The organism is Sporosarcina sp. FSL K6-1522 (assembly GCF_038622445.1).
Classification (GTDB): Bacteria; Bacillota; Bacilli; order Bacillales_A; family Planococcaceae; genus Sporosarcina.
This window is the reverse complement of sequence record NZ_CP152019.1, coordinates 1,058,976-1,071,248: the sequence shown is the minus strand read 5'-3', so window position 1 is coordinate 1,071,248 and position 12,273 is coordinate 1,058,976. Positions and strand designations below refer to the sequence as shown.

Genomic DNA, 12,273 nt, shown 5'->3' with positions numbered 1-12,273 from the left:
ACGCCTCATCTTCAGTATAATGCAGGAATCGTAGAAGAAAAAGGATTAATCATCATTCTTCGGCATCATTTTACCTGTCACACAATTTCGACCAGATGCTTTCGATGCATAAAGCAACTCATCCGCTCGCACAAAAATCGTTTCAGCCGTGTCCCCTTGCACATAACCCGTCACACCAAAACTGACCGTAATCTGACCCACAGCTCCGAAGTCATGCTGTTCAATCTTACACCTCAAGCGTTCAGCTATTTGTAAAGCTTCGCATTCCTTGACCTCCAAGATGATAATAAATTCCTCTCCTCCCCATCTGGCTAAATGCGCGTCCTTCCTCATATTCACTTGAACAACTCGAACAATCTCCTGTAATATATCGTCCCCGACTTTATGCCCAAAACAATCGTTCACCTGTTTAAAACGATCGACATCAAAAAATAACAGTGAAAAACTGCCGTCGCCCTGTGCCGCATCTAGATACTGCTTCATCCACACATCAATCTGCTGGCGATTTCCAACTTGCGTAAGCGCATCCACATACAGCTGTCTGCGTATCACTTTTAGTTCCCCACGCATCCGAAACAACTCATGTATGAAAAATATAATGATTATATAAACAGCGGTCGAAATATAAAAATCTATTAACAAGTTTATAAAACAAGCATCTAACTGCCGATAAAACAACAATCCAGGAACTATGGATAGAGTTAGTAGCAAAATCGATACCCTTAACGCCTGCTTCTTTTTCAGAAGGAAAAAGATTAACAGGATAATGAGCGGTGTACACATACTAAACGATCGTAATGTATCCATTTCGGCAGTCTGCACATGTTGCCATACTGTAAATACCAATCGACTTACATGATAGACAATCACGAGCCACAATAAATAATACTCTACGATGCGCTGTTCTCGTTTCCAATACACCGATAGCCATCCAACGATAAACGCTATCACAAACAAACTATTTATATAAAATTCACCGGTATAGTTACGATTAACAATTTGTAAAACGAACGACACGAACGTAACTAAAAAAATGCCAGGCAATAACAGCAAGTAAATCACCCATCTTAGGTCGTCGAACGTTTCAATATGCTTCAACATAATGCCTATTGCTCCTCCGTGCTTGTTCACCCTTATTTATACCGTCATTATACTACTAAACTGTTTAGTACGGTTTAAATACGTATTCTGTATACATGTTTTGATTTCTTGATGCACATCAAGGTTCCATCTCTCAAAACACCTTATGCTATAGACAAAAGTAAAAACAACATAACTGGAGGATGATTCACATGAAAAAAGTCGTATTTGGTTTAGAGCCACTAAGTTGCCCGTCTTGCATTAAGAAAATTGAAAGTGCACTCAAAAAAGTAGACGGTGTCAAGGATGCCAAGGTTTTATTTCACTCTGGGAAAGTACGTGCTCAATTTGACGACAGCCTCATTCAAGCAGATGAACTGCAACAAATGATTGTCAAACTAGGTTATCCCGTGCTTTCACAAAAAGTGTCGTAATCGAAAGGAGGAATCATTGACATGAATGCCAAACGAACGTCCCAGATTACCGCCATTTCAGGCGTGCTGCTTGCGGTAGCAATCGGGCTGCATATCGCCAATCTACACACTTGGCGACAAGCCGCACTGATTGCTGCAACAATCATTGCCGGAACCCCAATTGTGATTAAAGCACTCAAAGCCCTTCGTATGAAGGCATTCAGCATTGAACTTTTGGTCACGATTGCTGTCATTGGTGCATTGTTCATCGGCGAATATGTTGAATCGGCAGCGGTCACATTCCTGTTTCTATTCGGAGCATTTCTTGAAGCACGTACACTCGAAAAAACACGGTCTTCCTTAAAGTCTTTAATTGACATGGCGCCACTTGAAGCAACAATCATCCGTGATGGCGAAACAATAACTGTCGCCATTGACGATGTTGAACAAGGCGACCAAGTCATTATTCGTTCAGGTGAAAAAGTAGCGGTCGATGGTCATATCGCTTCAGGTACTGCAACGCTGAACGAATCGGCCATTACCGGCGAGTCTGTCCCCGCTTCTAAATCCATCGATGATCGCGTATTCAGCGGAACTATCGTCGACAATGGCTTCATCGAAGTAATTGCTGATCGCGTTGGTGGCGACACAACATTCGCACGCATTATCGAACTTGTAGAAGAAGCACAGGAATCTCAATCGAAAACAGAAAAATTCCTCGATCGTTTTGCTAACATCTACACCCCAACGATTGTCGTATTATCAGTACTCGTTTACATCTTTACCCGAAACATCGAAATGACGTTAACGTTCCTCGTCATCGCTTGTCCAGGAGCACTCGTCATCTCCGCACCCGTTTCCATCGTCGCCGGGATTGGCAATGGTGCACGCAATGGGGTGATCGTCAAAGGCGGCGACATTATGGAGAAGCTGGCAAAAATCGATACTGTCGTGTTTGACAAAACAGGCACACTGACACGCGGACGCCCTGAAGTAACAGACATCCATGTATTCACAGGCAATCCACAACAGTTATTGCAGATTGTTGCGGAAGCTGAAATGATTTCCGAACACCATTTAGGGCAAACGATTGTCAAAGAAGCACAAAAGCAAAACCTGCCACTTGTCCATGAACCCGAAAACGCCGAAGTCATTAAAGGTAACGGCATTCGTGCACAAATCGAAGGCAAACAACTCATCATCGGCAACCGTAAATTGATGGCTGCAGAAGGAATTGCGATTGAAGATTCGGTCGAAGCCTATGCAGTCCAACGTGAAAAGTTGGGCAATACAGCGGTTTTTGCCAGTGTCGATGGCAAAATTGCAGGCATTTTCTCCATCGCGGACAGAATCCGTCCAGAAGCCGAAAGTGCGCTGCAACAATTACGGGCAGACGGTGTGAAACGCATTATCATGCTAACAGGCGACAATCGCCATACGGCTGAACTCGTAGGCACACAGCTCGGATTCGATGAAGTCCATGCAGAGCTACTCCCAGAGGATAAGGTCGCCATGGTGCAGAAGCTGAAAGACGCAGGTTATAACGTTGCCATGGCTGGAGATGGCATTAATGATGCACCTGCAATCGCAACGGCAGACATCGGACTCGCAATGGGTGAAGGCGGTACAGATATCTCGATGGAAACAGCAGACGTCGTGCTAATGGCCGACCGGTTGGACCAATTTTCCCATGCCTACGCACTCGCTAAAGCAACCGTTCGCAACATGAAACAAAATACATTTTTCGCAGTCGGAACAGTCGTTATCCTACTCGCTGGTGTCCTGCTCGGCAAAGTGTTCCTAGCATCTGGTATGCTCATTCATGAATTGAGCGTCCTGGCAGTTATCTTGAACGCTATCCGATTAATTCGGTATAGTAAGAGAAAGCCAGAGCAGTCGCCAACAGAAGCAGCGCTATTAACGGAGTAAGGTGGTAGGAACATGACAGAAGATCACCATTGCAATCACCATACAGAAGAAGGCCTAGAGATGCAGAAATTGTGCATCTCTATCGTGCCGATTTTTAACCATTTAAATGCATCTGAAATGCAAGAAATTGTTAAACAGACAAACTCCGTTTCACATCGCCGCGGTCATACGATTTACCGAGCAAGCGAACCTTCAGACGGTTTGTACATTGTCCATAAGGGGCGGGTCAAAATATATCGACTCTCCGATAACGGTAAAGAACAGCTCGTTCGTATTTTGGAGCCAGGAGACTTTACTGGCGAACTGTCATTATTCACAGCATCCATTCACGATGCCTATGCAGAGGCATTAGAACCCGTAGAGTTATGCATTATGGGGCGCGAGAACTTTCAGCAATTTTTATTGAAGTATCCCGCAATTGCACTGAAAGTACTCTCTGAATTTTCCACACGATTAGCCAAAACCGAACAACAGGCCGCCCGCATTGCTATGGAGTCTACAGAAACGCGTGTCGCCATGTATCTCGCGGATCAGGTGGAAGAACAACAACACGGCAACATTACCTTGCCAATGAGCCGTAAAGACCTCGCCTCCCATCTTGGCACAACACCTGAAACCGTCAGCCGCAAACTGACCGATTTCGAAAACGCAGGGTGGATTAAGCAACGAGGACAGCGCGATATCGTCATTATTGACCTAGATGCATTATTACTAATTTAACCAGCCCATTTTTTTGAAGTTTCTACTCGTCTCCACGTGTACCTTTGATGTATAATAAAATGATTAAATCTAGACACAATCGGAAGAGAGTGAACCTCTATGGGTCGTAAATGGAATAATATTAAAGAAAAGAAAGCGTCCAGAGATGCAAATACGAGTCGTATTTATGCAAAATTTGGTCGTGAAATTTATGTTGTCGCCAAACAAGGCGAACCTGATCCAGAACTGAACCAAGCGCTAAAAATTGTCGTTGAACGTGCGAAAACATATAGTGTACCAAAAGCCATCATTGATCGTGCCATCGAAAAAGCAAAAGGCGGTTCAGAAGAAAACTTCGATGAGCTACGCTATGAAGGCTTCGGACCAAACGGCTCAATGGTCATCGTCGATACATTGACAAACAACGTCAACCGTACCGCTTCTGAAGTACGCGCAGCATTCGGGAAAAACGGTGGCAATATGGGCGTTAGCGGCTCCGTATCATATATGTTCGATGCAACGGCTGTGTTCGGCATTGAAGGCAAAACAGCAGATGAAGTCCTAGAACTGCTCATGGAAGCGGACATCGAAGTACGCGATATCCTAGAGGAAGAAGAAGCGGTTATCGTCTATGCCGAACCTGACCAATTCCATGCTGTACAAGAAGCATTCAAAAGTGTCGGCATTACAGAGTTTACGGTTGCCGAGTTAACTATGCTTGCACAAAACGAGGTCTCACTTGAAGCCGATGCACACGCACAATTCGAAAAAATGATTGATGCATTAGATGATTTGGAAGATGTGCAGCAGGTTTATCATAATGTAGGCGAAGAGGAATAATCACAATAATCCGCCCTTTCATTCACACAGACGACGTGCTATGCTAATCACGAGCATACTAATTTCATATACAATTTGACCATTAGGGGAATCCTTTTAAAGGACTGAGAGACGAGTGCAACTCCGATACCCTTATTACCTGAACAGGTTCGTACCTGCGTAGGGAAGTGGCGCGTCTTCTTATTCAAGTGCATACCTATGCCATTGACAGACCACTTTCCGCATTCGGAAAGTGGTCTTTTTGTATGGAAAGGAGACGTTTTATGAAGTTGATTGCTGTCACCAATGACCAAATGACAACTGCGCAGTTACTAGAAACACTATTGACCATTGAAGCCGATATTGACGCTGTCATCTTGCGCGAGAAGTCCAAAACAGATGCCGAAATGGTGGACTTGATTCAAAAATTAGGCGAATCTGGGTTCGATCAAAGCAAAATTATTATCCATGGGCGAGCCGATATGGCTGTTCTGACAGGTATTTTACAAGTACAACTGCCCGGGCATAGCCTACCACTTGCTCAAGTGAAAAAGCACTTCCCTAACATTGCGTTTGGGCGCTCTGTCCATTCCTTCAAGGAAGCAGAAGCCGCCTATCAAGCAGGTGCAGATTGGTTGCTTTACGGACATGTATTTACAACTGCATCGAAGGAGGGCCTGCCTCCACGCGGGACGACAGAGCTTATTCAAATCGCAACACAGCTTCCAGTTCCCGTCTATGCAATCGGAGGGATACGGTCTGAACATCTTCCCTCTTTACAACGAGCAGGCATTTCAGGTGTCGCCTTCATGTCGGCAATTTTCAATAGTCATGAACCTGTAACAGCTATTGCGGCATACAAGGAGGCAAGCCATGTCACACCATGTTGATGTCGCCATTATCGGCGGAGGAATTATCGGTTGTAGCATTGCCTATTACCTCGCAAAAGCTGGGCTTACTGTTGGACTTGTCGAACGCGATAACCTTGCACAAGGTACAACACAAGCAGCGGGCGGTATGCTTGGCGCTCATTCTGAGTACATAAATGACGGCTTTTATGCATTTGCACGCGAAAGTCAGACACTGTACAAAACCTTTCAACAAGAGATAGGCATAGACATTGGCTACACAACGGGTGGTATCCTTCAATTCGCATACACGGAGGAAGAACTACTGGCAGGAGCACGATGGAACGACGCTACTTATCTCACGTCTGAGGAATTCCACAACCAACTTCCGCACATCGCATCGCCTGCACGGGGGGCTTATCTATTCACTGAAGATGTACATGTCCACCCACAAAAAACAGCCCTCGCCTTTTGCCAAGCGGCACAACAGCTAGGGGCGACTGTATCGACTGGTATTTACATCGATGACATTAAGGCAACCGGCGAAGGCTACCAAGTTGCTCACCTACTTGCAAAACACGTCGTCATCGCAGGTGGTTCGGCAAGCACAGAACTTATCCCTGGACTGCAAATGTCGGCCGTGAAAGGGCAATGTATGCAACTCGATGCACGGGACAGGCAACTGCCTTATACATTGTGCCATCAAGGACGCTACGTCATTCCCCGTCCCGATGGCACACTCGTCATCGGAGCAACAATGGAACCAGACGTGTTGGATGTGGATACAACAACTAGTGGAAATGTCGCACTGCATGACATCGCAGAACGCTTTATCCCAGGGCTTTCTCAGTTCCCTGTGCTCAAACGCTGGGCTGGGCTTCGACCGAAAACGGTAGATGAACTCCCCTATATCGGGCGTGTTCCAGGACAAGAAAACATGCATGTAGCAGCAGGACATTTTCGCAATGGAATCTTATTAGCACCTGCAACAGCTTGTCTGATTCGGGATTTGATTGTCGGACAGACAGTGCCGACAGAAAGGCTTGAGGCATTTAATCCAAAAAGGGGGATTTTTCATGAAGAAAACCATCGAGTTGAACGGCAATTCGTTTGATGTACCAGCAGAAATCGAAAACGTGCAAGCATTACTCGGTCATCTAAATTTGGCAGACCGGATTGTCATTGTGGAAATGAACAAGGATATTCTAGCGAAAGAAGCATACGACAAACCCATCAATGACCGGGACCAAATCGAAATCATTCACTTTGTAGGAGGCGGATAATCATGTTAACTATCGGGAATAAAACCTTCCATTCAAGACTGCTGTTAGGAACAGGTAAGTATCCATCATTTGACGTACAAAAAGAAGCGGTGCGGGTATCAGAATCAGAGATTTTAACGTTCGCAGTAAGACGGATGAATATTTTCGAGCCGACACAACCGAACTTCCTTGAACAACTTGATCTTTCGAAATACACATTGTTGCCCAATACGGCAGGGGCAAAAACAGCAGAAGAAGCCGTACGCATCGCCAAGCTAGCAAAAGCATCTGGACTTTGCGACATGGTGAAAGTGGAAATTATCGGCTGCGACCGCTCCTTACTACCTGATCCCGTGGAAACCCTTCGCGCAACAGAAATGTTGTTAGATGAAGGATTCATCGTCCTTCCGTATACATCGGATGACGTCGTACTGGCGCGTAAATTATGCGAACTTGGTGTGCATGCCATCATGCCAGGCGCTTCCCCTATCGGATCGGGACGCGGCATTTTAAATCCACTCAACTTGGCATTTATTATCGAGCAGTCCAATGTTCCAGTCATCGTCGATGCGGGCATCGGCTCGCCGAAAGACGCAGCCTATGCAATGGAACTTGGTGCGGACGGGGTTTTATTGAACACAGCCGTATCTGAAGCGGGAGATCCTGTAAAAATGGCGCTTGCTATGAAGCTAGCTATCGAAGCAGGACGACTTAGCTTTGAAGCCGGACGCATGCCCGAACGCGATTATGCCGTTGCCAGCAGCCCACTGGAAGGACTTGTGCCAAATTGACGGGAAAATATTCTCGCCAGGAACTGTTTGCCCCCATTGGTGAAGAGGGACAACAGCGCATTCGCGAAGCAAGTGTTTTCGTGTTAGGGGCAGGTGCACTCGGTTCCTCCGGCGCTGAAATGCTCGTTCGCGCTGGCGTCAGACGCGTTACCATTGTTGATCGTGACATTATCGAATGGACAAATCTGCACCGACAACAACTGTACACGGAGCAAGATGTCATCGACCAATTACCTAAGGCGATTGCTGCAGAAAAGCGATTGACGGCCATTAATAGCGACGTCACCGTCACTGGAATTGTGGCAGATGTTATTCCGCAAAACGTGCTTGAATTAATAAGCGGACACGATGTCGTGTTAGATGCAACAGACAACATCGAAACACGACTGCTGGCAAATGACGCAGCACTGAAGCTCGGTATCCCCTTCTTCATGGGTGCATGCGTCGGCAGTTATGGGCTGACGTTTCCAATCGGCATCAGAAGTAACCAGCCTTGCCTTCATTGTTTACTAGAAACATTGCCAGCACAAACGTTAACTTGTGATACCGTCGGCGTCATTAGCCCCATTGTCGTCACAACCGCCGCTCGACAAGTGGCAGATGTATTGAAATTTATAACAGGAGCCCCCTTCGAACCTAAGCTCGAATCTACCGATTTATGGACAGGTAATCGGGCGGCTATCAACATCACAAGCTTGAAAAAGCCCAACTGCCCAAGCTGTTCAGAGGAAGCCATCTATCCCTTCCTCTCTGCTCGCGAATCAATGCGAACAGCGGTACTTTGCGGGCGAGACACCGTTCAATTGTCGTGGCCTAGTAGCCGACAATTCGAGCTCGAATCGTTCGCACAATCCATTCGAGGGACGGTCACAAAACTGATTCACAACCCCCATCTCGTCGCCTGTGAATCTAACGGCCACCGTATCGTCCTATTTCGCGACGGGCGCATGCTTGTGCATGGAACGAAAGACGTTGTGATGGCGAAGAAAATTGCTGCGGGGTTACTCGGTTAGTACTATAACCAACACAGACAAAATCATAAAAAGGAAGTATCTTCTCGACAGAGATACTTCCTTTATTTACTGATATTACACATCATCACCCTCGACAACACTTCTTAAATTTCCCTTGAAAGCCGAATCATATCTCGACACTGAATCCCATTCTCAAAAATCGGTTCCTTATAATGATCCACAAAAAAGTCTTGAATCACCCCTTCAATACGAAACCCACATTTCTGATAAAGTGCCAGCTGCCCGATACTCGAATTGCCCGTCCCAATCTCAATTGCCATATAACCAAGCTCCTGCGCCGTTTGAATCGCATCGACAATCAGCTTTTTACCAATCCCACGACCATGCATGCTCTCCTCTACCGCCACATTCATAATTTCCAACGTCTTCGCATCCAACTTCGCGAGCACATAGACGCCAACGATGATGCCGTCTAATTCGGCAACATAGCATTGCCCATTCGCCACATACTCCTCTACCATTTCCCGTGACGGATCTGCAAGCAACAGAAGATCCATCGGCAGTTGCTCATCCCTCAGCAATTTACGGATTTCCATTCAGATTCCCTCATTTCCGACGATACTCAATCAACCAACAATCCCGATACTCCCCCTCATGCCATTCATTCCTTGGAAGCAACTTCACCTTTGCAAAACCACACTTCTCATAACAACGAATCGCGCGTTCATTCTCCGCTTGTGGGTCCATCACAATACAATCTGCACCCTTTTCTTCCAACAAATAATCGATAACCAACTCAATCAGCTTCGTCCCGATGCCTTTATTCACATACGCCGATTCGCCGATAAACTGATCCATGCCATAGATAAGCTCCTCCGAATCCCCGTACTCATACAGAACTCGCTCCTCCGCGTCTACTTCATAAAACTGCACATAGCCAATTGGTTTACCCTCGAATTCAATTAGGCAACGCGTCACATCATCTTCCGCAAAATACTCCTCCTCTACCTTCTCCACATCGAAAGGGTTGTCTCGCCCTTCGTAATACCGAAGCACTTCCGGATCCGACAGCCACTTGGCAAGCGAATACTTATCAGCATCCTCCAACTTACGAACAAATAACGCCCCTTTTTTGATGATAAACGGCCTCATCTCTCCCAAACGCAAAACCTCATCCACAAAATGTTTCTTCCCATCCGTATAGGCACTTTCATTATCAGGGTAAGCAACTGCCAACTCGCTCTTTAATACCTCATATGTGCGGGCAACATCAGGATGCTCATTTAAATAATCTCGGAAAAATGTATGCTTATGCCACCAATCGCCCCCGTATTCGACCACATGTAGGACATGCGTCTTCGTCAACTCCTCCACATTCGAAAACTTCGCAAAGACGACTTTCCCATCAATTTCAATGCGCCCCAGGTGATAATAGCCAGCACCTTTCAGCTTGCGCTTATCAAATCGCCGTACATCCTCCAACGAGCGAACCCCCACCAGCACATCTAGCAGTGGCTTCGCAGAAATCCCCGTAATCGCTGTACTGCCTATATGTTGAACCGCTACAATATGTTCACCGATTAACGTCTCTAATAACGCTTGCTCCTCCTCAAAAAGCACTCCCCATTCATCCGCATGCGACACCAACTTGATTTCACCTTTGTCCAGCCCTAACACGCCCTCACTCCTCGGATGACAAAATATTCACACAAATACTCTCTATACTTATTCTCTATCGCAACATTCATGTCCTTTCTAAATCCTCAAAAAAATGCATGCATTTCATCCGTCGTTTTCCGCAAGTCACCCCGCTATTCATGCCACTCACTGAAATCACAACGACAGCAACGCCGATTCGACGTACACTTTGGTTACAAAGAACGTCAAGCACCACCTCAGGCGAAGTTGCCGAGGCACAATCGATTGGAGGAATTGCAATGAACGTCATCAATGTTAACAACTTACAAAAAACATACGGCAACAACCACGTACTAAAAGGACTGGACTTTCAAGCGAAGGAAGGAGAAGTCATTGGGGTCATCGGAAAGAACGGAGCAGGCAAATCAACTTTCCTAGAAATTCTTATGACGATTAAACAATACGACACAGGAACCGTCGCACTGTTTGAAGAAGACATTAAATCGCTGTCTACTAACAGGCTGGAACAAATTCGCCAACAAATTTCCGTTGTCCTACAACCAACACAATTTTATAAAACGTTGAAGGTAGAAGAGTTACTGAAATTATTCAAAGCCTATTACAAATCGCCGCTCAATATCAAAGAAATCATGAAAGACTTCAAACTAGAACCACATCGCAAAAAGTACTTCGATAAGCTTTCAGGGGGATGGAAACAAATCGTCAGTTTAGCGATCGCCTTCCTATCCCAACCAAAACTCATCATTCTCGATGAACCGACAACTGGTTTAGATCCACATATGCGCAACATCCTGTGGTCATACATTACAGACTACAACAAACGTACGGGCGGCACGGTCATTTTAACGACACATAATATGGATGAAATCGAATTATATTGCGACAAAGTAATGCTCATCAATAACGGCGTCAACGAAATCTATGATACGACAGAAGGTATCTTGGCATCAGGCTTTACATCCATCAACGAATTCTATCTTACGAAAGTAGCCATTTAAGGGGGAGAAAAATATGTTAGCGACACAATTAAAATACGACTTACTCATGTTCTCAAGGGAATTATTTTACATGGTTTTCACAATTATCGTTCCGCCAGTCACATATCTGTTCATGGGACAATTGTTCGGCAATCAAACATACGCAGGAAATTTAAGCTATGCAGAAACGTACACACCATCATTCATCTTACTTATCACATTCGGTGTCATCTTCTTCGCTTTTGGTTTCGATCAAGTGATGAATCGTACAACTGGCGTCGAAAAGCGCATCAACCTGTCACCTGTACCGAAAAAAATGCTATTGTTGTCAGCTATTTTGAAGTCCATCATCATTACGAGCATCGGGTTTTTCCTTGTCTACTTCATCGGAATGATCGCTTATGATCTAGCGTTCCAGCCAGCACGTTTTCTAAGTTCTTACGGTTTTTTCATCATCCTGAACGCTGTATTGCTTGTCATTTCTTCAGCGATTTATTCTTTATTCAAAAATATGAACGCAGCACTGGTCTTTTCCATCGTCATCTTCCAAGTCGTCATGATTACAGGTGGCTTCACGATGCCGATTGCGCTTATGCCGAAATTTGTTCAAGTCATCGCAGACGGAAACCCGCTTTACCATATGAACAACCTCTTCATCGCAGTTTGGAACGGGCAGCTTGCGTTTGACAGTAGCACACTGATTTCTATTGGTTTCATTGCCGGTTTAGTACTTATTTCATTAGTCATTATCAGTTTCACAAATAAAAGACGGAGTTGACAGACTACTCCTAGACAATGGTAGATTATACATAAAGCATTGTC

Annotated in this window: 14 protein-coding genes and 1 riboswitch; of the genes, 11 read left to right on the top strand and 3 right to left on the bottom strand. The window is 45.4% G+C overall.

From position 1 onward, the window contains the following. Window positions 1–45 precede the first annotated feature (45 nt). Complete coding sequence (locus tag MKY34_RS05235; protein WP_342514163.1) at window positions 46–1,101, bottom strand: GGDEF domain-containing protein; 1,056 nt, start codon at window positions 1,099–1,101, stop codon at window positions 46–48. Between the two features lie 191 nt (window positions 1,102–1,292). Between MKY34_RS05235 and MKY34_RS05230 the strand changes: the two genes are divergently transcribed. The 9 genes from MKY34_RS05230 (at window position 1,293) to MKY34_RS05190 (ending at window position 8,854) form a co-directional block, all read left to right on the top strand. Next, complete coding sequence (locus MKY34_RS05230) at window positions 1,293–1,514, top strand: heavy-metal-associated domain-containing protein (RefSeq protein WP_342514162.1); 222 nt, start codon at window positions 1,293–1,295, stop codon at window positions 1,512–1,514. 21 nt (window positions 1,515–1,535) lie between these two features. Continuing rightward, window positions 1,536–3,422: a cation-translocating P-type ATPase gene (locus tag MKY34_RS05225; protein ID WP_342514161.1), complete on the top strand. Its 1,887-nt coding sequence runs from the start codon at window positions 1,536–1,538 to the stop codon at window positions 3,420–3,422. A gap of 12 nt (window positions 3,423–3,434) precedes the next feature. Beyond that, window positions 3,435–4,142 (top strand): Crp/Fnr family transcriptional regulator, encoded by a 708-nt coding sequence (locus tag MKY34_RS05220; RefSeq protein WP_342514160.1) that lies wholly within the window; start codon window positions 3,435–3,437, stop codon window positions 4,140–4,142. 99 nt (window positions 4,143–4,241) lie between these two features. Then, window positions 4,242–4,961 carry a YebC/PmpR family DNA-binding transcriptional regulator gene (locus MKY34_RS05215; RefSeq protein ID WP_342514159.1) on the top strand — a complete coding sequence of 240 codons (720 nt, stop codon included), beginning with the start codon at window positions 4,242–4,244 and terminating at the stop codon, window positions 4,959–4,961. A gap of 74 nt (window positions 4,962–5,035) precedes the next feature. Then, window positions 5,036–5,144, top strand: a riboswitch (TPP riboswitch). Between the two features lie 80 nt (window positions 5,145–5,224). After that, a complete protein-coding gene (locus MKY34_RS05210) occupies window positions 5,225–5,830 on the top strand; it encodes a thiamine phosphate synthase (RefSeq protein WP_342514158.1) in 606 nt (201 codons plus the stop codon). Further along, on the top strand, window positions 5,814–6,902 hold the full coding sequence (gene thiO / locus MKY34_RS05205) for a glycine oxidase ThiO (protein ID WP_342514157.1): 1,089 nt from the start codon (window positions 5,814–5,816) through the stop codon (window positions 6,900–6,902). The genes MKY34_RS05210 and thiO overlap by 17 nt, the downstream gene beginning before the upstream one ends. Continuing rightward, entirely contained in the window at window positions 6,865–7,071 is a 207-nt protein-coding gene (gene thiS, locus MKY34_RS05200) for a sulfur carrier protein ThiS (RefSeq protein WP_342514156.1), read from the top strand. Before thiO ends, thiS begins: the two co-directional genes overlap by 38 nt. Then, complete coding sequence (locus MKY34_RS05195) at window positions 7,068–7,841, top strand: thiazole synthase (protein WP_342515196.1); 774 nt, start codon at window positions 7,068–7,070, stop codon at window positions 7,839–7,841. The genes thiS and MKY34_RS05195 overlap by 4 nt, the downstream gene beginning before the upstream one ends. Continuing rightward, complete coding sequence (locus MKY34_RS05190; RefSeq protein WP_342514155.1) at window positions 7,838–8,854, top strand: ThiF family adenylyltransferase; 1,017 nt, start codon at window positions 7,838–7,840, stop codon at window positions 8,852–8,854. Before MKY34_RS05195 ends, MKY34_RS05190 begins: the two co-directional genes overlap by 4 nt. Window positions 8,855–8,958: 104 nt before the next feature. Here MKY34_RS05190 and MKY34_RS05185 read toward each other — a convergent pair whose 3' ends face one another. Next, on the bottom strand, window positions 8,959–9,411 hold the full coding sequence (locus MKY34_RS05185) for a GNAT family N-acetyltransferase (protein ID WP_342514154.1): 453 nt from the start codon (window positions 9,409–9,411) through the stop codon (window positions 8,959–8,961). A gap of 10 nt (window positions 9,412–9,421) precedes the next feature. After that, window positions 9,422–10,492 (bottom strand): GNAT family N-acetyltransferase, encoded by a 1,071-nt coding sequence (locus MKY34_RS05180; protein ID WP_342514153.1) that lies wholly within the window; start codon window positions 10,490–10,492, stop codon window positions 9,422–9,424. A 260-nt stretch (window positions 10,493–10,752) separates the two neighbouring features. Between MKY34_RS05180 and MKY34_RS05175 the strand changes: the two genes are divergently transcribed. Continuing rightward, window positions 10,753–11,472: an ABC transporter ATP-binding protein gene (locus MKY34_RS05175; RefSeq protein WP_342514152.1), complete on the top strand. Its 720-nt coding sequence runs from the start codon at window positions 10,753–10,755 to the stop codon at window positions 11,470–11,472. Between the two features lie 13 nt (window positions 11,473–11,485). After that, the gene (locus MKY34_RS05170) at window positions 11,486–12,229 is read left to right on the top strand and encodes an ABC transporter permease (protein ID WP_342514151.1); all 744 of its coding nucleotides are present in this window, start codon (window positions 11,486–11,488) and stop codon (window positions 12,227–12,229) included. Window positions 12,230–12,273: the final 44 nt, after the last annotated feature.